The sequence below is a fragment of the Planktothricoides raciborskii GIHE-MW2 genome, assembly GCF_040564635.1.
Lineage (GTDB): Bacteria > Cyanobacteriota > Cyanobacteriia > Cyanobacteriales > Laspinemataceae > Planktothricoides > Planktothricoides raciborskii.
In genome coordinates this window covers 3154769-3177786 of sequence record NZ_CP159837.1, presented here as the reverse complement: position 1 = coordinate 3177786, position 23018 = coordinate 3154769, and the positions used below count along the sequence as shown (strand labels likewise).

Below are 23018 nucleotides of genomic sequence, written 5' to 3'. Positions count from 1 at the left end.
GCTGCGGAATAAGCACAATGATTTATTAGACCTCTTGCAAAATAAATATCTCGATCCCCCCAACCCCCCTTAAAAAGGGGGGCTTTGCAGGAATTTTGCAAGAGGTCTATTGTAAAATAGCTTGCAAAAAGTCGGTAGGATTATGCTTGCTCCACATTAATGGACAACCCCCAGTGCAGTTGCCCCATTCTTTGCATCTCTTGCATTCTTCAGATGGATATCTCCACATATTTTCACGGAAATCTTTTGGAGTAGAATAATTCAGCCAATCCATAAATTCTGAAATAGAAAAACCTCTTTCTATAGGATTCCCAAGCACTTCGTCGTAAAGATGAGTGCAGGGAGTAACTGAGCCATCGCTTAAAAATTGAATTCCTGATGATCGATATAGCTGACATGGGGAAAATCTGATGACACCACTTGATATCAAGTTTTCGATTAGTTCTTTTTTAAAAAGGCATTTTGGAACATTTGTTCCTATTTCTATAAAATGATTATTCTTTTTAGAGTATAGATACAAATCCTCAATAATTGCTGAATACTCTGTGGGATTCAAACATAAATCTAACTCTTTTTCAAGAATTGAAGGGGTACAAAGATTGAATATTGTACGCTTTAAGCCAAAACTTATATTCAGATCAATAATTTCTTTAAGGTTGATTAGGTTGCGTTTTGTAATGGTTGTAATTGTCCGAATCTTGTCAATGTCTATTAGATGTCTTAAGTTTTCAATTCCTTTTACGATTTGGTCAAAGCTTCCTTGTCTCTTCGTTCCAGCGTCATGGATAGTGGCACTAGGCCCAAGTACAGAGAACAATACGCCCGTTACACCGATTTCACAGACATCTTTACAAAATAGCTCGTCAGCAAAGCGAAACCCATTTGTGATAATAGTCGGTTTTTTTACTTTTTCTGAGCAAAGCCTTAGTATATCTAAAAAATTACTATGTATAGTAGGTTCACCACCAATCAAAATGAGTTGCTTTAATTTTAATTCACTAATTAAATCCAGGATTTTGATAACAGTGTTAGTATTTATTTCTGAGACAGAATGTCCAGCATCGTAACAATAGAAACATCTATTATTACACTTAGAAGTAAGATTAATCCATATATAACTTAACTGGGATACTCTTGTGTTATTTGGCATTTTTGCCTCACTGTAAAAAAATAAAGTAAATTTAAACCCCAAGAATGCTTCCTTATTTTTGTTTGTCGTATGTAGATTTTTTAGGAAGCATTCTTAAATAGGCAATGATTTTTTGTGACCTGACAAAGCTGATAAGCTGTTACGCATTTAGATTGAGATAAGTTAAACTCTCTGACAGCCGAGGTTTCCTGGCTTCTGGAATCCAGATCCCCAATTTAAACGATTAACAGCTTATTACCTTAGATCGATACTTAAATCACTGTCGCATGAATCGCAAGCATCACATCCTGGTGAATCACATCCTAGACTTCCATCCAGTCAGATGACTAGCTAGATTAATAATTTTCACAAGCATCACATGTGCCCTCACAGCCGCAAATACTTGAAGCATAATTTGTATGTAATTTTTCATGGCCGATAATTACATTGAAGCTAGGAACTTCTAAGCATTTCTCAAAATTCATCATAATAGATGACAGAAAAGAATTCATTTTTACTCCTATGCAGAAATTGTACATGATAAATTAATCAATGATTAATCTATCATGTAATCAGTTTTTTCATAATCCTAAAATGCCTGATTAAATCGTGTCTTTTGTTAAGATATATTGCCAAAAACATCGTGAAATGTCGTAAAATGCTTTAATCTGTTAAGCTAAAATAAATGAAACCGTTAGCCTACATAGCTTTTATGAATGTTACAGAAGTTTTACAATTGGCCGATCGCCTCGTATTCGAGCAGACGGGAAAACACTTAGACGATCTTCAGGAAACTCTGATTAAAGGAGTTTGGCAGGGAAAAACTTACAATGATATAGCCGATGAGTGTAATCATAGTGAAAGTCGAGTCAGAGATGTGGGGTATAAATTATGGCATATTTTGTCAGATCAATTAGGAGAAGCCGTTAATAAATCAAATTTTATTTGGACAATAAAAAGATTCGCGAAATCGGATAATAATTTACAGCAAGTCTTATTAATTAATAGTCATATTAATCTGTGCTCTAATAATCCTCAAAATTCTGCTAAAACTACTGAACAAAATTTTGCTAACAAATCCTACTACGATTTAGCCCTAGCGCCAAAAATTACCCATTTCTGCGGACGAGAAACTGAACTCCAAACCCTATCCCACTGGATAACCAATCAAAACCCCCATCTCATCTCAGTTTTGGGACTCAGTGGAATTGGTAAAACCACCCTGGTTAAACAGTTTGTTGACCTAAATTTACCAAAATTTGATCTGGTGATATGGAAAAGCATCAAACTCACTCCGTCTTTAGATACCATTCTGACGGAAATTTTAAGCGCAACTCATCCCGATCCTATTCAAAATCAGCATAACTTAACCCAATTTTTCAACCTGTTATGTGAGCAAAAATGTTTAATCGTCCTTGATGATGTCCAAGAGTTATTTACCAGCGGACAATTTGCCGGACAGTACAAACCAGAATTTAAAGACTATAAAAGCTTTTTCACAAAAATCGCCGAAATTGACCATCAAAGTCTTGTGATATTAATCAGTCAGGAACAATGCCAAGAGATGATTGGCTTAGATGAGGAGTTGTATCCGGTGAAATGTTTAGAATTACAGGGATTAGATAGTCCGGCTATTTTGAAAAAATTGAGATTAAAAGATGAGGCAAGCTGGTTAACCCTGCTAAACCGATACGAAGGGCATCCAGTTTATTTAAAAGATATTGCTATTTTAATTAAAAGTATTTTTGGGGGTAAAGTCTCTGAGTTTTTACAAGCAGAAAGTCTGCTGCTAACCGAAGATATGAAATTTCTCCTTAGTGAATTGTTAGATCGCTTATCCGCGCTGGAACAGCAAATTGTCTTAGAAATCAGTAAATCTAACCAACCTGTGTCAAGAGAGTATTTAAGAAAAGCTGTATCCTTATCCGAAATCAACTTGATTAATGGGTTACAATCTTTGAAAAAACGCTATTTAGTCAAATCAATCGAAAGGGATGCGATTTTGTTTGATTTATCTACGGTTTTTCGAGAATATCTGAGAAATTGTGGTTAAAATATGCTGTCTGCTAACAAGCAACGGGTTTAAAGCCGCGATCCTGTGATGATTTTGTTGAGTTATTCGTTATCATCGGTAAAATCATAGATAAAGATTTGTCTCCAGTCTCGCATAATTAAGCATCGCGATCGCCCCATCCTTGATTTACTAACTTGATTTACTAATATGATTCGGCAGCGTCACGATTGTGGGGCTGTCCCTAATGCACCTACAACTCGGTCAGATTTTCCCTAATGTCCACAAAACCACATAATCCCTTCAGATTCTCCTGATTACAGTTCCCCAAGTCGGAATCCCATTGAAGTCAAAAAAGTGGAAACAACCGATTAAAAAGGTTTTTTGATTCAAAGCAGTGGAGAAATGACCGCATACAGATGCAGCATAGTCCTCTCCATTACCCTGCAAGTTGCCACGAACTTAGAACAGTTTGGGGTAAAAACGGTTTTAACTCGTCGCGATGACCCAGAAATTGATGTAGACCCCAGGGTACAAGAACGCAGAACGAGTCAATGCTAGGATTTTCGTCAGTACCTACAAGCATCTCCCGAAAAATCAATCAAGATTGACCGGGAAATTTTGGCTCATGCCGATAAAACTAGACTGAATCTAGTTTGTCTGGGATAGCGATCGGGCTCATTTGTTTTGAGTTGCTTGCACATCATCGACTCTTGTTCACATATTATTGAATATCTCTAACATCAACTACCTGTGTCTAACTTTTCAGCATCGTCTTCTCATTCTCAGTTTGGTGCCGACGCGATTCCGCCAGAGCGGATCGCGAAGCGAATCGCCTATTGCGAGGCACAACGACCCTATCCCGATCCTGTGTTACATCAATCCACCGCCAGTGCGGGATCGCCTCCGCGTTTCACCGGCAAAGGCAAAGATTCTCAAAGAGCCAGAATTGGGGTGTTTGACAGTGGTTTGGGCGGGTTAACGGTTTTAACGGAAGTTTACCGACAAATGCCGAACGAATCCATCCTCTATTTCGGTGATACCGCCCGACTGCCTTATGGCAGCCGTTCCCCAGAGGAGATTATCCAGTTTGTCCGAGAAATTTTGCACTGGATGGAACCCCAGGGAATCAAAATGGCGATCGTTGCTTGTAACACCAGTTCCGCTTTAGCCCTGGAAACCATCCAATCAGAATTTGACTTGCCAATTTTGGGATTAATTCACCCTGGCGCCCGTGCCGCGCTCAACAAAGGACGCAGAATTGGGGTGATTGCCACTCCTGCGACCGCTGCCAGTAATGCCTATCGTCGCGCTATCCAGGAAATAGATCCAGAAGCCAGAGTCTGGCAAGTGGGCTGTCCTGAATTTGTCCCATTGATTGAAAGCAATCGGATCCATGAACCTTACACTAGGGAAGTCGCCAGAGAATATCTCGCCCCACTGATGCAGCAGCAGATTGATACATTGGTCTACGGTTGCACCCATTATCCTTTTTTGGCTCCGGTAATCCAGAAGATTTTGCCGCGATCGGTTGAACTTGTGGATCCAGCAGTCTATGTAGTCGCAGCAGCGGTGCGAGAACTAGAGCTACTCGGCTTAACCGAAACGCGATCGCCCCTACCCACGCGATTCTGTGTCAGTGGTTGTCCCGAAGAATTCGCCCAAAGAGCCAAGCAATGGCTGGGATTTACCCCTCAAGTGGAAAAAGTCAACCTAAATCAGGCGGTACAAAGCAGTCCCGTGGCTAATCCTTAGAGTAAATAGCACCTAGGCACTCCATTGGTAGCCTGGGCAAATATTTGCCCACCTCAGATCGGTAGGGTGGGCAAATATTTGCCCACCTGAGCAATAGCTAAAATAAAGGTAGATCGGTAGGGTGGGCAAATATTTGCCCACCTGAGCAATAGCCAAAATAAAGATGGCCTAAACTCAAAAAGTTCAGGCCATCTAAAATTGGTCAACATAAAAAGCGATGGATTGAGTTTTCCGCACAGACACAGAGTCACTGCCGTTGTCGGTACTTCACTGACGCTCAACAAATCCCTAAAGTTAAAGCCAACCCTCGGAATTACTGAACTTTTTGAGACGGTGAATGTGAGGCTGCTGCATATCGCTGTGCGAAGCGCAACATTAAATTAATCACTAGGACATAAGCAGTCGCGAGCAAGGGAATCATCAACGGCATATTAAAGTCATTCATAGTACAGCCAGAAGTGTGATGGAGACGTCCAGTGAAAGATCAATCGCAGGCATAACAGCAAACGACGCAAAACTATAAGGTTTGAATCAAAAAGACAAACCCGTGAGACGGATGACGATTCGGTGACGAATCGGGTTGAGCGAATTTTGCCAAAAATACCCCAAGACCCAAATCGTCGGTCAACGGGTTCAAAAAGTTTTTTGGCCGTGCTTTGGGCTTTTTGGTATCAGGTTGAGGCACGATCTGACTTCATCACTGAAGATCGTGCGGCAATATAGACAGAACAAATGCTGCCTAAAATTCTCACACGCCAATCTCTGCGATCGCAGGTAGAGATATCAGACCTGCAACTTGGGTGGCGTCCAGGTTATGGAATTGTTTGAATCCTTAATTCATAGATTAACATAATATTCCTCAGAATTCGATCCCTAAGCGAAAATACCAGACATTTTTGGTAAAAATTCCCAAAATTTTGCCCCGTAAAGCTTTGGCGGATATTTTCCCCGGAAAACTTTCCCATATGAGAGGCTTCGCTTAGAATATATGTAAACTTTCGTAAATTTACGTCTGAATCCGCCTATCCATGACCTCAACCACCTCCCTTTTTGCTCCGGTTGAAGCCGATCTGCTGGTACTCACAGAGAACCTGAAAAACCTCGTCGGCACCCGTCACCCGATTTTGTATGCTGCGGCAGAACATCTATTCTCAGCACGGGGAAAGCGCGTTAGACCGGCGATTGTCCTGTTATTAGCACGGGCAACCATGCGACCACAGGAGATTACTCCTCGACATCGGCGTTTGGCGGAAATTACCGAAATGATTCACACCGCCAGCTTAGTTCACGATGATGTCATTGATGAATCAGAAGTTCGGCGAGGAGTAGACACCGTTCATAAACTATTTGGCAACCGAGTAGCGATTTTGGCGGGAGACTTCTTATTTGCCCAATCTTCCTGGTATTTAGCTTCCTTAGACAATTTGGAAGTGGTGAAATTACTCTCACAAGTGATTATGGATCTTGCTGAAGGGGAAATTCAGCAAGGACTGAATCGATTTGACTCCAGCTTATCCCTGGAAGCTTATCTGGAAAAGAGTTACTACAAAACAGCGTCTTTAATTGCCAACAGTTCTAAAGCGGTCGGGGTTTTAAGTGAGAAATCAGCCGAAATCTCCGATCATTTATATAATTACGGACGTCATATTGGTTTAGCATTTCAAATCGTCGATGATATCCTCGATTTCACAGGTTCTACCGAAGCGTTGGGTAAACCAGCGGGTTCGGATCTGAAAAGTGGCAATTTGACGGCTCCGGCATTATTTGCCTTAGAAGAAAAACCTTATTTAGAGACGCTGATTGAGCGCGAGTTTGCCCAGGACGGAGACTTAGAGCAAGCTTTGACTCTAATTCAAGACAGTCAGGGAATCGATCGCGCTCGGCAATTAGCGAATCACCATACACAGCAAGCCATAGAAAATCTCCAGGTTCTCCAACCCTGTGAAGAACGTGAAGCTCTGATCAAGCTTGCTGATTATGTACTCAAGAGACTGTACTAAGGTTTTATGACTGTGGTTAATTAACCAGGCCAAAGTTATCCTGAGAAAGGCAAATAACTTTGGCCTGGTTAGAGATGATATTTCAAGCGAGATCGTTCGGGATCTGAGGAAGCTGGAATTTGCTAGGATTGCCCAGGGTGTTTTTCAATTCCGCCTGAATACATAATTGAATCTTTTCCCGGGAGACTTCTGTCCCCTGAGAAAGATCGCCGGGAGTTTCAAAAAACACCAAGCTATCAACGCTGTCGATCGCGATCGTCTGAAATAAAATATGGGTGACAGGGATGGGTCGTGCCAGCGCCTGGGTTCCTTGGGCGACCCAAGATCCAGTCTGGGCATCTTCCTCGGAGGCAAAGGCATAAATCACCTGCTTTTGCAGATTGGGTTGTGTCCGATGACTGAGAGTGGTGACAACCCAACGCCAACGTTGGCGGCCATCTGGGGTTTGCAGAATATAATACTGAGAATGTCGTAACTGACTGGCGATAATTTTCAGTGCAGGGGCGATCGCAATTACAATCTGTGGAGTTTGTCCATCTTGAGGCGCCTCGTCAATCAGCACTTGCAATTGTTGGTCTAAATAATCCATTTTCGGGTAAAAATTAACTGACAACATCTACATTTTCCGGGAATTCAGCCCCGATCCACAGATATTTTCGGGCAACCGACAAAATCTTCTGAGACTCATCGCGGTTTCCAGGAAGCAAGCATAGACTATGATTTAAGTGTGATCCTAAAAATCTACAAATTGTCAGGGTGGGAAAGCTTTAATTTAGCATATTTCCTTGGTGGAACTTAAATCAATCGAAACAAGTCTCAACCCATGCCAGCGATTATACTTAAACTTATGCTAAACTTTTTTGAGAAAAGTTTTTAAAGATTATTGATTGGGTCTGCCAAATCAAATAATCTTTAAATGGCTTGGCGCTTTCTTGGCCAAACCGATTTGCTCTAATAATCAATCACTTATTGGATCGATATTTCGGTCAAGTTTGCTCAACATTTTGTCAGTCAATCAATCTCATCAAAATTTCATTGAATAAACCTTTAAAAATTGCATCGGATATACTCGATCAATTTTGCATCCTAAAATCAACTGTAAAGATTAAAACCAATATTGATTTTAGATTTGAGACAAGGTTATTCAGGGACAATCATTCTACCGTAACATAAGTTGGGATAATTTGGGTGCTAAAGAATCAGGGTTAACCTCAAGCAAAACCGGGTGAATTTTTTATACAACCAACATCAAATTATTTTATTTTAACAGTGAGTATACCATCACTTTTCATCGATAAATTATATAAAATAAAACGATGAAAATTGTGTTTTTTATTAAATAAATTACATTTTTTAAATGAATTTATTTAAAGTTTTTCCCACCAAGATAAGCATAAATAAATATAAACATGAGATTGGATTTTCAGAAACAACAGATGTTATATGAAAAATAAAATGGTTGACGATGATCTTATTTTAACGTAAAATATTATATTGATTAACCATGGAAAAGTAACTAATAAAAAAAGCGTAAATAAAGACAAATTTAAACCTTTAATTTAAAGTATATTTTGTTTGATCCGAATCATATCGGAAAAAATGACTATAAATCGTCGTGCGTAAATGGTTAGAAGCCCAAAAGGGCTGTAAGCTTGCGGAGGACTAGATGGTGGAAAATGACTGGGGTGTGAATGAAATCTTGCAAATGATCTTGACCGAACTAAAGCAATCTACTCGATCTTCTGAAAAACAGTGTCTTCCAGTGGCACAGCGTTTGGTGGAAGAAGCCAGAAGAATTTGTGAAGAAAGTAAACGAATTCAATCATCCGGAGACATCCAAAAATGGATGATTAACCTGGCAAAAAATCGGTTACAGCAATGTTTAAAATATTACAAGTTGGGTTCTCGCAATGGGCGGGTCGAATTACATAGTACCCTCAGTGCAATTGTTTATCGTTATATTACGCCACCGCAGATTCAATCTAGTTATCAAGCCCGATTGAGTTTAATTGAAGATTTTCTGCAAGCATTTTATGTAGAATCCTTAAATGCATTTCGCCGAGAAGCCAAGCTCGGAGAAACCTTTTCTCCACAATCGCTCTTAGAACTGGCGGAATATATGGCGTTTACGGAACGGTATGGCAAAAGAAGAATTACTTTATCAGGCGGTAGGATTCAGCAATTAATTATTTTGCGGGCGCAAACTTTTTCCCAACAGCAACCCCCAGAAACTTTGGTGGATATAGAACAAGCGGCTGAGGGGACTTCCTTGGACTTGAACTATATGGAGAATGATACCTCGATCCGTGAAGTCCGACAAGCAATGGTCAGTCCAGAAGCAGAAACCGCCGAAGAGTCTCTGCGGGAAAAGGTGATTCAGGAATTAATTGCCTATCTGGAGGAACGGCAGCAAAATGACTGTGCCGACTATTTTGCCCTGCGGCTACAAGATTTACCGACCCAAGAGATTGAAGCAATTCTGGGTCTGACCCCCCGTGAGCGGGATTATTTACAACAGCGATTTAAATATCACCTGATGCGATTTGCTTTGTCTCATCAGTGGGAACTGGTACATGAATGGTTGGAAGCGGATTTAGATCGAAATTTAGGCTTGACTCCTACCCAATGGCAAGATTTTATAGAAAATCTTGAATCGGAACAAAAAGAGTTGTTACGCTTAAAGCAACAAGGATTACCAGACACAGAAATTGCTCAAAAGCTGGGTTGTACAGTCAACCAAGTGAATAAACGTTGGTTTAAGCTGCTCAATTTAGCTTGGGAAATTAGGAATGGTTCATCCGGAAAAAGCTGATCTATTGATGAATAGGGGTGTAAGACATGAACCGGGACAATGAAGCTTTTGAGAACTTTGAGGAGTGCGATCGCCTTGAGGGCCGCTTTCTAGAATGGTTAAAAACAGATGCTATATCTAGGCGCGCTCATCCCCTGTCTATCCCAGGAGACAACCATCTCCATGGCTCCAGTTTCCCGAAATCTTCTGCGGATGACCCAGCCTTATGGGAAGTGGATGATTTCGATCCACTTTTGTCAGAAGAACTGCAATTTTTACCAATTTCTGAGATGGGTAGTGCCATCCGGCACGCTCCGCGAACAGATTGTGAGTCTTCTGATGGCGCGGGACATTCGGTCTCGGATGTCGATCAATTATTTAGACCAGGAGACACCCCTGTGATTTCTGAACGTTCACAAACAATCATTAAAAGTCGATTGAGAACTGAAATTGAGCATCACCCACCCTTATTTCCTTGGGAAACGGAAATTGTGGACTACGAACCTGAGAGCATAGACTTTCCCCAAGGCAATCTGGTTCCCTCTATATTCAATGGAAAATCTCCGGGAAATCAAATTGGTTTTTGGGCTCATCAATTACCCTATATGAATAGTTTAGAGGGGATGCCACAAGACTTATTGACGCAACTGCTGGAACAATGCACTCAAGCGGTGAAATCAAATTTACGCGAATGGGCAAAGTTAGTTGATGTGGTGGAAAAAACTTTGTTTCCCGGGCGGCTTTGGGAACTTAATCAAATTGCCAATCGATTAAGTATTGCTCAACAACACCGCAGTTCGCTGACCATTGATCCCTCGGTGAAGCAAAAAACTGGAGAGGTCAACGGCGAAATCAGTTATGAACTGGCGACCCCAAATCAACAGATGCTGATGTCATTACTCGCTGCACGGGAGATTATGGGCAATTTAACTTTGGAATTGTCATCGACGAAGCCCAGAGTGGAACGGGAATGGTTGACTGCTTTGGGGTTGCTGACTCTGGAGATTTCTTATTATCCCCGGATGAAAAATGTTTCTTCTGTGGTAAAAGTTGCCGCGACTCTACCGTGTGGTGGCTCGGTGAGATTGAGCAATGGTCAAAGTCAGACTAAATCAGAAAGAGCGAACCCAGGAGAATTAAGTATTGAGTTGTGCGTTAGCGAAGCTATCGCGTCAGCGAATCGCGATCTTGAGCAAAATTATTTATTGGAAGTACATTTAAACAATCCAGAGCAAAATTCGTTGACCTTTGCGGTTTACATAATGCCATCCGGCACGCTTCGCGAACGGAAATAGATCGCCGACCATAATGTCAGCCTCGCGGGAGTCAAGGGAGACTGCGGTTGTCTCTGAGGAGTCTGAATCCTGGGTCAAATAGTCTGAAAATCTTGAGATTCGGTTGACGGTTGATGGAATATATGGGTTAACCTGAAAAAATGGTGAGACGGGTCTGAGGATCTTTCGATCCATCGGTTGACAAATTCAACGTTTGACTTTTCTAGTGCCATCCGGCACGCTTCGGGAACAGGATTCTATGGTTTTTGGCTCATTCGGGCAGCGTCTGCGGCAAAGGTTACGCCAGACTGAATCATCCACAGTGGTCATTGAGGACTCAATTTGGTTACGAGTGCTGGTTCAGGCTTTGGTGATTGTGGGCATCGTCGCCACAGATGTGGCGGCTGAAACTCAAATGAGTGTTTGGGCAGTTCCCGCAGGAATTGCCGCTGCGGTTTGGAGTTGGTACCGTCGTCGCCATCGCAATACTTGGGTTAAGTTTTTGCTGGCGATTGGGATGCTGGTGGCTTTGTTTGCTTTCTTTGCTGACTTGTTTCAGCAGCAAAATGATACGCGGTTGGTGCTGGCACAATTGCTGATTCAAGTGCAGGTACTTCATAGTTTTGACTTACCCCGCCGTCAGGATTTAGGCTATTCGATGGTGATTGGCTTGATTTTGCTGGGGGTGGCGGGGACTTTGAGTCAGACTTTGGCTTTTGCGCCGTTGTTGCTGGTATTTTTGGCGATCGCCCTACCGACTTTAGTATTAGATTATCGATCGCGCCTTGGTTTGTCCCTGGGTATTCCCCTGACCAACGCACCGAAAACTGGAAAATCAGTGAAAACCCGCAATCTGCTCAAGTTGTTGAGCGCTGATTTATCTCCGAAACGTTTAGGGGCTTTTTTACTGGTGATTGTCAGTTTAGGGCTGGGGATTTTTGCGGTGTTACCTCGGTTTCCTAGTTATCAAATTCAAACATTTCCAGTTTCTTCAGGAATTGAACTGGATGGCAATTTCCAAAGCGGCAGTATTAGAAATCCGGGTTATGGGGAAAATGGAGCGACGGATGGCAGTGGCGGTAGTGATGGCACCGATAGATCCGGTGAGGTAGATGATACTTTCTACTATGGATTTAATACCCGGATTAACCAAAATTTGCGGGGTCAGATGAAACCCAAAGTGGTGATGCGGGTGCGATCGCAGTCTCCGGGTTTTTGGCGGGCTTTGGCGTTCGATCACTACACGGGTCAGGGCTGGGAAATTTCCCGGAATGAGCAAGTGGAAGAACTCAGCCGACCGGGTTGGACTTATCGCTTTTCTGTCTTCATCCCCAGAAGAAACCGGGCGAAGTTGGAATCGGTGGTGCAAACTTATGTGATTTTGGCAGACCTGCCGAATATTATTCCGGCAATGGCAGATCCCACGGAGATTTATTTTCCCACCCCCACAATCGAATTAGATACAGAAGGTAGTTTGCGTGCTCCAGTAAATTTAGCCGATGGATTGACTTACTCGGTGGTTTCCGAGGTCCCCTATCGCGATCGCACCGCCTTAAATTCGGCCTCGACCAATTATCCCAAATCAATTCCACCATATTATTTGCAAGTACCGCCGGAAATTCTGCCGGAGATTCGTCAATTTACCGAAGAAATTCTGGAAAAACACCGCCAAGAACTAAAAGCTAATGCCCAAAGAGCGGGCAGTGACCCATCTCAGGCGGCTAATTTAGATTCTGTTTATGAAAAAACTCTTTATTTAGCCCAATATCTGAAGCAAAGATATGCACCTCCATCTAATCAACCAGACCTGCCGTTTTTATTGCCAGACCAAGATTTAGTCAAAGCCTTTTTATTTGATTGGAAATGGGGCTATCCCGACCACTACTCTACGGTCTTAACGGTGATGCTGCGTTCTATTGGCATTCCCGCACGATTAGTGGCTGGGTTTGGTCAAGGTCAATTTAATCCGTTTACGGGATATTACGTTGTTCGCAATACCGATGCTTATGCCATGACCGAGGTGTATTTTCCCGGTTATGGTTGGTTTGCCTTCGATCCCATTCCAGGCCATGATTTAATTCCCCCGTCGGTGGAGGAAAACCAAACTTTTGGCGTCTTGCGCCAGTTTTGGCAATGGGTGGCCGGTTGGTTGCCATCCCCGGTTACAGGGGTGTTGCAATATCTGTTTCGGGCGATCGCCACGATCGTCTTTACCACTTTTGGCTGGTTATTTGGATTACTGGCAAAAGGTTGGATCGGTTTTTTTGCCTTTTTGCTGGCCATCACTGGTTTAGGATTCTTACTGTGGCTGAGTTGGACTGGTTGGCAAAATTGGCGTAAGCAGAGATTTTTAGGGAAATTGCCCCCAATTGTCCGGTTATATCAACAAATGCTCGACTGGTTAGCGGTCAAAGGTTATCGTAAATCATCGGTTCAGACCCCGTTTGAATATGCCCAGATGCTACGAGAGCACTTTAACCAAGAGGATGCAGCAGCGATCGCTCGAATTTCTACGGCTTATGTATCTTATCGCTATGGTGGGGTTACAGCCAATTACGAGGATTTACTTCGCTATTTTCAAGGGTTGAAAGCCCGAAACGCGCAGAAACTTGGTTAACTGATGACATAAAATTGGCCGATCCCTTTAGGAACGGACAAACAAGTTGGAAAATAGCAGTAGGGGCGAACAGCCGTTCGCCCCTACAACATATACTTGACACCACTTTACCGTGACTCAAAAAAAATATCACGCTCAAATCTACGTCACTCTTAGACCTTCAGTATTGGATCCGGCGGGAACCGCTGTGGAGTCGGGACTGAAGAATATGGGATACCATAATGTCGAAGGTGTCCGAATTGGTAAATATATTCAGTTGACGATTACCTCTGCTACGGAGGAAGCCGCGAGAAAACAACTGGATATCGTCTGCGATCAACTTTTGGCCAACCCAGTGATTGAAAATTATTGCGTTGAGTTGACCGAAATTGGTCTGCTAGAGGAGGCAACAGCATGAAATTTGGCGTGCTGGTTTTTCCCGGATCCAACTGCGATCGCGATGTGGTCTGGGTGACAGAAGGTTTACTGAAGCAACCCACCCGCTTAGTTTGGCATCAGGATCAGGATATTGCCGATATTGATGTGGTAGTGGTTCCGGGGGGTTTCAGTTATGGGGATTATTTGCGTTGTGGCGCGATCGCCCGTTTTTCTCCCGTAATGAATGAAGTCGTCAAACACGCGGAACAAGGGAAATGGGTCATTGGCATTTGTAATGGCTTCCAAGTCTTAACGGAAGTGGGACTGCTACCCGGTGCCCTGACCCGCAATCGAGATTTACATTTTATCTGCGATCGCGCTCCCTTAAAAGTCGAACGCACTAACCTACCTTGGACTTCTGGCTATTCTCCCGGTGAAATTATTACCTTGCCCATTGCCCACGGAGAGGGGTGCTACTATGCCGATGCTGATACCCTAAAACAACTCGAAGACAATCAACAAGTTTTATTCCGGTATTGTACGGCTAACGGTGAAATTAATTCCGAGGGAAATCCCAACGGTTCCTTAAATAATATTGCCGGAATTTGTAACCAAAAAGGCAATGTTGTGGGGATGATGCCCCACCCAGAAAGAGCCGCCGATCGAGCGATCTTGCATCCGCAACGCTTCGCGAACGGTGGCACTGATGGCCTCAAATTATTTCAGGGCATATTAGCCGCTGCTACGGCTGCGGTTGCTTAAACACAGAAACCCGGTTTCGCCGATGTCACCTTCAAGAAACCCGGTTTCTTGAAGAAACCGGGTTTCTCCGACTTTTCACTTATTTATCAGGAGTTTATTGTGAGTGAATCAATTATTCAATTAGTCGATACATTGCCCAGCAATAACCTGACCGTAAAAGTTCTCAACGCTTTAGATTATGTGATTCCGGGTAAATGGCAGAATGTTGTCGGTTTTGACAACACTATTAAAGCTGTCACCGGGGTCAGTGATGCGAATAAAATTATGCAAATTCGCAATCGGGCAATTGAACTTTATAATGATAAATCAAAAGGCTATCAACAAGCGATTTGGCTTTACCAAACCGTTGATGGTGCAGACAAAGCAATGGGCGCAGCGGCAATGGCCAATAAGGTTGGGGAGAAAATTGGCTTTCTCTCTTTTTTAAATAAATTAACCCCAAAAGCTGACACCATACAATCCGTTGATTTATGTCTAAAAATTGTGGTAGAACTACTCGCTTATGCCAAAATAAATGGTTTACCCAGTATTAATCCCAAAACATTTGCCACGGAAATTAATCAGCATTATACCGATGCAGCTTTGATGCGAATGGCCGCTTTAGTTTGTATTGATGGCCTCGTTCCTCTTGGCCCAAATTTTCTGCAAAAAGTGCAGAATACCTTGAGCAGTGAGGGTCAAAGTGCTTTCACCAGCAATCCAGTTTTTAGTTCCGTCAGCAGTTTGATTCCTGGAGAGGATAAATTAGGCTTTATTTCTAACAGTTTTGGAGCCGTTAGTGGCTGGATGACTAATTTAGTGGGATCCGCTGGTTTAACCCCGCAAAATGTTTTTTCTCATCTGGAAGGTTTTATTGAATTTTCCGATGATAAATTGGATTTTGTCGCCGCTTTTCTCGATCAAGCGACGAATTATTATGAGCATACGGGAATTCAAACCGTTGCCCGTGCATTGATTCGCGAAGCAGCGAAAGGCATTTAGGATTTTTTTCGGCAAAGAAACCCGGTTTCTTCTTGAAACCGGGTTTCTTTATGTTGCGGCACAGAAACCGGGTAAATTCGGCGAAACCCGGTTTCTTGTTCATTAACCCCGCATTTTTTCTGACCAAACACGAGTGGGCAGTCCCCAAACATAAATAAAGCCTTCAGCCGCTTTATGATCGAATTGATCTTCAGCGCCATAAGTTGCCAAATCCATGCTGTAGAGAGAGTTGGCCGATTTACGACCGACGATGGTGGCACTGCCTTTAAAGAGTTTGACTCGTACTGTACCAGAAACTCGCTCTTGAGTATTTTGGATGAAAGCATCTAAGGCCAATTTCAGCGGGCTATACCACAGACCGTTATAAATTAGATGGCCATAAGTTTCTTCGATGCCACGTTTGTAGTGAGCCACATCTTTGGTTAAGCAAAGACTTTCTAGATCCCGGTGGGCTTGAATTAACACCAGTAAGCCCGGGGCTTCATAAATTTCCCGCGATTTGATCCCTACTAGGCGGTTTTCCACCATGTCAATGCGACCAATTCCATGTTGACCGACGATTTCATTCAGTTGGACGATCAGGCTGACGGGATCGAGGGTTTGGCCGTTGAGACTGGTGGGAATTCCTTGTTCAAAGCCAATTTCTACATAGTCTGGCTGGTCGGGGGTGTCTGCGATCGCCTTAGTCAGGGCATAGATTTCTTCCAGGGGTTCATTCCAGGGATCTTCTAACGGCCCTGCTTCAATACTGCGTCCTAAAATATTGCGGTCAATACTGTAAGGGGAAGACTTTTTCACGGGAGAGGGAATGCCAAACTTTTCCCCATAAGCGATGGTTTCTTCCCGACTCATCCCCCATTCTCTGGCTGGGGCTAAGACTTTGATATTGGGGTTGAGGGCAGCGATCGCCACATCAAACCTTACTTGGTCATTGCCTTTGCCGGTGCAACCGTGGGCCACCGCATCGGCCCCATATTTTTCCGCCACCTCGACCAACATTTTAGCAATCAGCGGTCTGGCTAAAGCGGTGGATAGAGGATAGCGATTTTCATACAAGGCATTTGCTTGAATCGCCGCGAAAGCATAATCTTTGACAAATACTTCCTTGCCATCCATCACCAAAGATTCACTGGCGCCATATTTGAGGGCTTTTTCCTGAATCGGTTTGAGTTCGTCTCCCTGACCGAGATCCGCCGCCAGGGTAATCACTTCTTCAACGCCCCATTCTTTTTTCAGGTAAGGAATACAGACGGTGGTATCGACTCCGCCCGAATACGCTAATACAACTTTAGTAGCGCGACCCATTATGTTTTCACTCCTACAAGAAACAAATTTTTATTATCAACCCATTTTTACCAAAGCAGTGTCAAGATTTCTCTAGATTTATATCTTCTTAAGAATTCCTCAGCCAAAAGCCTGGTTTAAGGTTAGGAGTGAGAATTATTGTGGACTCAGTATCGTAGGCGATCGCTCCCCTGTTCGCTTTCTACACGCGATCGCTGCTAAAATTTCCCTAAGATTTAACAAAATTCAATTTCCCCAAATGTTATGAAAACATTACATTGTCAAGCGCAAACCTTAAACAACAACCTCAAACAAAAAGCGGGCTAATTCATTGACCAATGTCCTGAAAATTTCACCATCAATCTTTTGAACCTGATATAAATCAGGCAAAATTTACTTGATGCCCATGAAATTAGCCTATAATCTTGCGTCAGAAAAACGAAAATATATCGACATAACCTAAGCTGGAAACAATTTTTTAAAAATTACTATAATTTTTTGAAAAAAATTTAATCATAATGAAAAAAACAATCGTCGGCATTATGGGACCGAGCCTCGGTGCCACTGAAATTAATCTAAAAAATGCTTATAAACTCGGAAAATTGATTGCCGAAAACGGCTGGGTATTACTTACAGGAGGCAGGAAATCCGGGGTGATGGATGCGGCCAGTCTGGGGGCAAAATCCGCCAATGGTCTGACTATTGGGATTCTACCGGAAGCGGATACGCAAAATATTTCTGATGCGGTAGATATTGCCATTGTCACCGGGATGGGTAGCGCCCGCAATAGTATTAATGTGCTTTCGTCTGATGTGGTGATTGCTTGTGGCATTGGAGCGGGAACTGTATCAGAAATTGCCCTAGCAATTAAAGCGAATAAGCCAGTAATTTTGTTAAATAATGAACCAGAAAGTCAAGTTTTTTTGCAATATTTATCCCCGAAAAATGTTATGATTGTTACGGCCCCTGAAGAGGCGATAGCGCAAGTTAGGCAACTGCTCAACAATCAAGCAGCAACAATTAAGAATCAACAATCAACCAACAACAATAGAATCCCTACCCAACAACAATAGAATCCCTACCCAACAACAATAGAATCCCTACCAAATAACAAATAACAAATAACCAATAACAAATAAAGCGCCTGAGTTGCCTCAGACGCCTTATATAAAATCAAAACAATGCCTAGTTGATTAAAATTAACCGTTCAAGGCTTCAGCACCGCCAACCACTTCCAGGAGTTCCTGGGTAATAGCGGCTTGTCGGGCTTTGTTATAACTCAGGGTCAATGTACTGATTAATTGGCTGGCATTTTCACTGGCGTTGTTCATCGCCGTCATCCGGGCTGCCAATTCACTAGCGGCGGCCTCTTGTAAGCCTCGCAGCAGTTGATTATTCAAATACAATGGCAACAAAGCATTGAGAATTTGGGCAGGATCTTGTTCAAAGATCATATCCCGAGGGAAGCTACGAACAGAGGGAGTGAATTTTTCCCGTTCCACTTGAAATTGTCCGCCTCTGGTGGTTAAACGGAACATTTCATCGTCAGCAACTTCTAAACCTTGAGGATCCAAAGGTAACAGAGTTTGGACGACGGGACGAGAACTAATCAAAGACACAAACTTGGTATAGATTAATTCCACCCGATCCACACTTTCCGAGAGGAACAAAGACAGAAGTTCATCGGCAATTTGAGAAGCTTCTGTGGCTGTGGGAATTTGTTCTAAACCCGTATAGTTAGCATCAATCGGTTGATTGCGGCGTTGGAAATATTGAGTAGCTTTGCGACCGACTAACACAAATTTATAATCGAGTCCTTCAGCTTTCAGTTCTTTCGCCCGAGCTTCAGCGCGTTTGATCAGGTTACTGTTGTAACCGCCACATAAACCGCGATCGCCGGTGACAACCAACAGACCGACGGTGCGAACTTCCCGCTTTTGCAGCAAAGGCAGATCCACATCTTCAAACTTCAGACGGGACTGGAGACCATAGAGCACCTGAGCCAATTCATCAGCAAAAGGACGAGTCGCGGTCACTTGTTGTTGTGCCCGACGCACCTTAGCTGCTGCCACCAAGCGCATGGCTTCGGTAATTTTTTTGGTATTTTTAACTGACTGAATGCGATCGCGAATCGTTTTGAGATTTGCCATAATTTTTCCCCAGAATTGCGGAATTGCGAAAGGGTTGTAGGGGCAAAGCATTCGGGCAACAATTTCTGGAAAAAACCCCAAATTTAATATCCGAATGCTTTGCCCTTACAAAAATCAAAATTAAATTAGGGTTCTAGGGGCAAAGCATTCGGGCAACAATTTCTGGAAAAAACCCCAAATTTAATATCCGAATGCTTTGCCCTGTGGATTAGGGCAAAGCATTCGGGCAACAATTTCTGGAAAAAACCCCAAATTTAATATCCGAATGCTTTGCCCCTACAGTAAGGGCAAAGCATTCGGGCAAAAGCACACTGTTATAATCAGGAATTAATTGCCGAATGCTTTGCCCCTACAGCCCCTACTGAAGACCGGAACCATTGCTTACGCAGTGGCTAGAAAGGTTTGCTTATATTCTTTAATTCCTTCCTTGAGCAGATTTTCCGATGTTTCGTCTAATGCCTTAGACTTCTGAACAGTTTCGCAATATTGGGACTTATTATTCCGCAAATATTCCCGTAGACCTTTGGTAAATTCCACCACTTTGTCAGCGGGAATCTCATCCAAATATCCATTGATCCCGGCATAAATCACTGCCACTTGTTCATTCAAAGGCAGGGGAGAATTTTGCGATTGCTTGAGAATTTGGCGCAAACGCTGACCCCGGGCCAACTGGTTCTGAGTGGCGGCATCCAAATCGGAGGCAAACTGAGAAAATGCTTCTAATTCGGCAAACTGAGCTAGTTCCAGCTTAATTTTACCGGCCACTTTTTTCATGGCTTTGGTTTGAGCGGCAGAACCCACCCGAGACACGGAAATACCGGGGTTCACTGCTGGACGCTGACCGGAGTTAAACAAGTCAGACGACAAGAAGATTTGACCATCGGTAATCGAAATCACGTTGGTGGGGATATAAGCAGAAACGTCACCGGCTTGAGTTTCAATAATGGGCAGCGCGGTCATGCTGCCACCGCCCAAAGCATCACTCAGCTTGGCAGCCCGTTCCAGCAAGCGAGAGTGGAGATAGAACACATCTCCGGGATAGGCTTCACGACCGGGAGGACGACGCAACAGCAAGGACATTTGACGATAGGCAACGGCTTGCTTGGAGAGGTCATCATAGATCACCAAGGTGGCTTTGCCTTTGTACATAAAGTATTCGGCCATTGCGGCGCCGGTGTAGGGAGCCAGGTATTGCAAAGTAGCGGGCTCACTCGCGCTAGCGGCGACCACGATGGTGTAGTCCATCGCGCCCTTTTCTTGCAGACTGTCGATCACCTGAGCCACGGTGGAGGATTTTTGACCGATCGCCACATAGACACAGATCACATCTTCTGATTTTTGGTTAATGATCGTGTCAATCGCGATCGCGGTCTTCCCAGTTTGGCGGTCGCCAATAATCAGTTCCCGCTGTCCGCGTCCGATGGGAATCATGGAGTCAATAGCCGTAATCCCCGTTTGCATCGGTTCATACACAGACCGGCGTTCAATAATCCCAGGAGCCGGGGATTCAATCAAACGAGTTTCGGTCGTATGAATGTCACCTTTGCCATCAATGGGACGACCCAGGGCATCCACCACTCGGCCAATCATGGCTTCTCCCACAGGCACCTGAGCAATTTTGCCCGTTGCCGTCACCGAGGAGCCTTCTTGGATATCATGGCCTTCACCCATCAACACGACACCCACGTTGTCTTCTTCTAGGTTCAGGGCGATGCCAACCGTACCATCTACAAATTCGACCAGTTCCCCAGCCATCACCTGTTCTAGGCCATAGACCCGGGCAATTCCGTCTCCCACCTGTAATACTGTACCGACGTTAGAAACCTTAACGTCTTGATCATACTGTTCAATTTGCTGGCGAATAATATTGCTGATTTCGTCAGGTCTGATGCTGATCATATCTTTAACGACTTGTTTATTGATTATTGGCTGTGGACGTTTAACGCTTAATTGACGATTTAACTCTGACGATTTAACTCGCTTGAAGTTGACTGTGCGTAGAAGGTGACAGTCAACCGCAAACGATGGAACGTCACAGAGTTTTATGTCGGACTATTCAAACGCATCCCAATTCGCCGCAGTTGTCCCCGCAAACTCGCATCAATGACTTGAGAGCCGACTTTAATAATCACACCCCCAATTAATTCATTGTCCAGCTTGACTTCGAGTTCCACCTGATTGGCGTTGGCGATCGCTTTGACCCGATCTTTCACCGCCTGCTTTTGGGCATCGTTTAGTTCGCAAGCACTTGTGACTTCAGCGAGTACCGTTTGATTCAGCTTACGGAGAATTGCCAGATATTGTTGGCAAATTCCGTCTAAAAATAGGATGCGTCTGCGATCAACCAGCAGTTTCAAAAAGTTCACGGTGTAGGGATGAATTTGATCGCCTACAATCTGGTTAATCACCGCTTTCTTGACATCTGGCTTAATCAAAGGATTGGCCAAAAGGTCATTGAGTTCGGCGGACTCTTGCAGTAGACTCAGCAAAGAACGCACATTTTCCCCGATTTCTTCGGTGAGATTGTGGGTTTGCGCCACAGACATTAAGGCTTGTGCGTATGGTTCGAGAACTTGTGCTTGTACAATGCTCATGAACCACCTCCGAGCAGTGCAATACTGCGATCGATTAACTTTTGCTGTTTGCCTTCGTCTAGCTGAGTTTTCAATTGGTTTTCCACGTTCTGTAAAGCCATTGCGGTCACTCGTTGACGCAATTCAGCGATCGCTTTTTCTTGAGCAGCAGTGAGATCCTGAACCGCTTCCGCTTGCAACCGCTCAATATCTTTTTGAGCCTGAGCTAAAATAACTTCTTTAGCTGCTTTAGCTTTTGTTTCAGCTTCAGCGCGGATCCTATTCGCTTCAGCTTGCGCCTCTCCAAGGAGCTGCTGTTTTTCTGCCAAAGCGGCAGCCGCATCTTTTTGGCGTTTTTCCGCTTCAGCGATCGTTGAGGCGATCGTTTCCCGCCGTTCAGCCAGGATTTTTCCCAACACGCCACGGCCAAAGTAAACCAATACACCTATAACAATGATCAGGTTAACAACGTTGGTTTCAAATATGTCTAAATTTAGACCGAAACCGCCTTTTGAAGCTGCCTCCGCATGGGCCAGCAACCAAAAATTACCCATGATAGTCTATTGATTACTCCCTTAATTAGTGCGGTTCTCAGTTTTTATAAGTTAATATCGAGAAAGTTGTCATAATTATGAGTCCCTTTCTCAACCCTAACTATTGACCAACTCAGAACCTAAGAGTCTTTCTAGAATCTGGCGGCTCAAAGCATCGACTTGTTGCTCTAAAGAAGCCAATGCTTCTTGTTTTTGCTGGTTGATTTCTTTTTGAGCCTGTTCCCGTTGGTTTTGGGCTGCTTGCATAGCAGCGGCTATTTCACTCGCTGCCATTTTTTGGGCATCTGCTTGGGCTTGGGCAATAATTTGTTGAGCCTGCTTACGGCTACTGGCAAGCTCTTGCTCATATTGTTTAGCGAGTTGTTCAGCTTTGGCCAAGCGTTCTTTCGCCTCTTGTTTGTTAGAGCGGATATATTCGTCTCGCTCATCAATTGCTTGAGTAAGGGGCTTGTAAAAGATTGCGTTTAAGATAGCCGCCAGAATCAGAAATTGTAATGCCATGAAAGGCAAGGTGGCGTTAAAATCAAACAGCCCACCTTCCGCAGCCTCTTCTACGGCTAGTAGGATTGTCCAGTGCGTCATATCAAATCGGCACCAAGGGTGCTATTGGGTTGAGCTTATTATTGACAAAACAGAAAAAATCCTTGTATGTAGAGACGTTACCGTTGCTGAGTAACTGGTACACAGGGTGATGGCTCTGCTCACGTGGTGGCATTCGTTGCCTCTTGGTGACAGGATCCGTCTCACGATTGCTTAGGGGCGTAACGTCTCTACCTACAA

General features: G+C 43.6%; 20 protein-coding genes. 11 read left to right on the top strand and 9 right to left on the bottom strand.

All coding sequences use genetic code 11. The features are described 5' to 3' along the window. Nucleotides 1–106: 106 nt before the first annotated feature. Nucleotides 107–1150, bottom strand: coding sequence for a radical SAM/SPASM domain-containing protein (locus ABWT76_RS13400; RefSeq protein ID WP_354636259.1), 1044 nt, complete (start codon nucleotides 1148–1150; stop codon nucleotides 107–109). 664 nt (nucleotides 1151–1814) lie between these two features. Here ABWT76_RS13400 and ABWT76_RS13395 point away from each other — a divergent pair. The 3 genes from ABWT76_RS13395 to murI all read left to right on the top strand — a co-directional run bounded on the left by ABWT76_RS13395 (nucleotide 1815) and on the right by murI (nucleotide 4895). Next, nucleotides 1815–3182, top strand: a complete 1368-nt coding sequence (locus tag ABWT76_RS13395) for an NB-ARC domain-containing protein (protein ID WP_354636258.1) — start codon at nucleotides 1815–1817, stop codon at nucleotides 3180–3182. 363 nt (nucleotides 3183–3545) lie between these two features. Next, nucleotides 3546–3701 (top strand): hypothetical protein, encoded by a 156-nt coding sequence (locus ABWT76_RS13390; RefSeq protein WP_354636257.1) that lies wholly within the window; start codon nucleotides 3546–3548, stop codon nucleotides 3699–3701. Nucleotides 3702–4088: 387 nt separating this feature from the next. Beyond that, a complete protein-coding gene (gene murI / locus ABWT76_RS13385; RefSeq protein WP_231636903.1) occupies nucleotides 4089–4895 on the top strand; it encodes a glutamate racemase in 807 nt (268 codons plus the stop codon). Nucleotides 4896–5208: 313 nt separating this feature from the next. On the opposite strand, the gene ABWT76_RS13380 is transcribed toward murI, so the two are convergent. Further along, nucleotides 5209–5340, bottom strand: a complete 132-nt coding sequence (locus ABWT76_RS13380) for a hypothetical protein (protein WP_255353243.1) — start codon at nucleotides 5338–5340, stop codon at nucleotides 5209–5211. Between the two features lie 583 nt (nucleotides 5341–5923). Between ABWT76_RS13380 and sds the strand changes: the two genes are divergently transcribed. Continuing rightward, nucleotides 5924–6895 carry a solanesyl diphosphate synthase gene (gene sds / locus ABWT76_RS13375; RefSeq protein WP_054469063.1) on the top strand — a complete coding sequence of 324 codons (972 nt, stop codon included), beginning with the start codon at nucleotides 5924–5926 and terminating at the stop codon, nucleotides 6893–6895. Nucleotides 6896–6977: 82 nt separating this feature from the next. Here sds and ABWT76_RS13370 read toward each other — a convergent pair whose 3' ends face one another. Next, nucleotides 6978–7511: a hypothetical protein gene (locus ABWT76_RS13370; RefSeq protein ID WP_231636901.1), complete on the bottom strand. Its 534-nt coding sequence runs from the start codon at nucleotides 7509–7511 to the stop codon at nucleotides 6978–6980. A 1050-nt stretch (nucleotides 7512–8561) separates the two neighbouring features. Here ABWT76_RS13370 and hetZ point away from each other — a divergent pair. The 6 genes from hetZ (at nucleotide 8562) to ABWT76_RS13340 (ending at nucleotide 15677) form a co-directional block, all read left to right on the top strand. Next, nucleotides 8562–9707, top strand: a complete 1146-nt coding sequence (gene hetZ, locus ABWT76_RS13365; protein ID WP_054469062.1) for a heterocyst differentiation protein HetZ — start codon at nucleotides 8562–8564, stop codon at nucleotides 9705–9707. Between the two features lie 26 nt (nucleotides 9708–9733). After that, nucleotides 9734–10981, top strand: a complete 1248-nt coding sequence (locus ABWT76_RS13360) for a hypothetical protein (protein ID WP_054469061.1) — start codon at nucleotides 9734–9736, stop codon at nucleotides 10979–10981. 238 nt (nucleotides 10982–11219) lie between these two features. Further along, nucleotides 11220–13577 carry a DUF3488 and DUF4129 domain-containing transglutaminase family protein gene (locus ABWT76_RS13355; RefSeq protein ID WP_354636256.1) on the top strand — a complete coding sequence of 786 codons (2358 nt, stop codon included), beginning with the start codon at nucleotides 11220–11222 and terminating at the stop codon, nucleotides 13575–13577. A 112-nt stretch (nucleotides 13578–13689) separates the two neighbouring features. After that, the gene (purS, locus tag ABWT76_RS13350; RefSeq protein WP_054469059.1) at nucleotides 13690–13974 is read left to right on the top strand and encodes a phosphoribosylformylglycinamidine synthase subunit PurS; all 285 of its coding nucleotides are present in this window, start codon (nucleotides 13690–13692) and stop codon (nucleotides 13972–13974) included. Beyond that, complete coding sequence (gene purQ, locus ABWT76_RS13345; RefSeq protein WP_054469058.1) at nucleotides 13971–14696, top strand: phosphoribosylformylglycinamidine synthase subunit PurQ; 726 nt, start codon at nucleotides 13971–13973, stop codon at nucleotides 14694–14696. Before purS ends, purQ begins: the two co-directional genes overlap by 4 nt. Before the next feature lie 99 nt (nucleotides 14697–14795). Next, on the top strand, nucleotides 14796–15677 hold the full coding sequence (locus tag ABWT76_RS13340) for a hypothetical protein (protein WP_054469057.1): 882 nt from the start codon (nucleotides 14796–14798) through the stop codon (nucleotides 15675–15677). 102 nt (nucleotides 15678–15779) lie between these two features. Here ABWT76_RS13340 and ABWT76_RS13335 read toward each other — a convergent pair whose 3' ends face one another. Beyond that, complete coding sequence (locus tag ABWT76_RS13335; protein ID WP_054469056.1) at nucleotides 15780–16982, bottom strand: argininosuccinate synthase; 1203 nt, start codon at nucleotides 16980–16982, stop codon at nucleotides 15780–15782. 497 nt (nucleotides 16983–17479) lie between these two features. Here ABWT76_RS13335 and ABWT76_RS13330 point away from each other — a divergent pair, with 497 nt between their 5' ends. Then, a complete protein-coding gene (locus ABWT76_RS13330) occupies nucleotides 17480–18034 on the top strand; it encodes a TIGR00725 family protein (protein ID WP_354636255.1) in 555 nt (184 codons plus the stop codon). Between the two features lie 126 nt (nucleotides 18035–18160). On the opposite strand, the gene ABWT76_RS13325 is transcribed toward ABWT76_RS13330, so the two are convergent. The 5 genes from ABWT76_RS13325 to ABWT76_RS13305 form a co-directional block, all read right to left on the bottom strand. Next, complete coding sequence (locus ABWT76_RS13325) at nucleotides 18161–19111, bottom strand: F0F1 ATP synthase subunit gamma (protein WP_354636254.1); 951 nt, start codon at nucleotides 19109–19111, stop codon at nucleotides 18161–18163. Between the two features lie 381 nt (nucleotides 19112–19492). Further along, nucleotides 19493–21010 carry a F0F1 ATP synthase subunit alpha gene (atpA, locus tag ABWT76_RS13320; RefSeq protein ID WP_354636253.1) on the bottom strand — a complete coding sequence of 506 codons (1518 nt, stop codon included), beginning with the start codon at nucleotides 21008–21010 and terminating at the stop codon, nucleotides 19493–19495. 143 nt (nucleotides 21011–21153) lie between these two features. Then, complete coding sequence (gene atpH / locus ABWT76_RS13315; protein WP_354636252.1) at nucleotides 21154–21705, bottom strand: ATP synthase F1 subunit delta; 552 nt, start codon at nucleotides 21703–21705, stop codon at nucleotides 21154–21156. Beyond that, nucleotides 21702–22238: a F0F1 ATP synthase subunit B gene (locus ABWT76_RS13310; protein ID WP_354636251.1), complete on the bottom strand. Its 537-nt coding sequence runs from the start codon at nucleotides 22236–22238 to the stop codon at nucleotides 21702–21704. Before ABWT76_RS13310 ends, atpH begins: the two co-directional genes overlap by 4 nt. 96 nt (nucleotides 22239–22334) lie before the next feature. After that, on the bottom strand, nucleotides 22335–22820 hold the full coding sequence (locus ABWT76_RS13305; RefSeq protein WP_054469051.1) for a F0F1 ATP synthase subunit B': 486 nt from the start codon (nucleotides 22818–22820) through the stop codon (nucleotides 22335–22337). Between the last annotated feature and the right edge of the window lie 198 nt (nucleotides 22821–23018).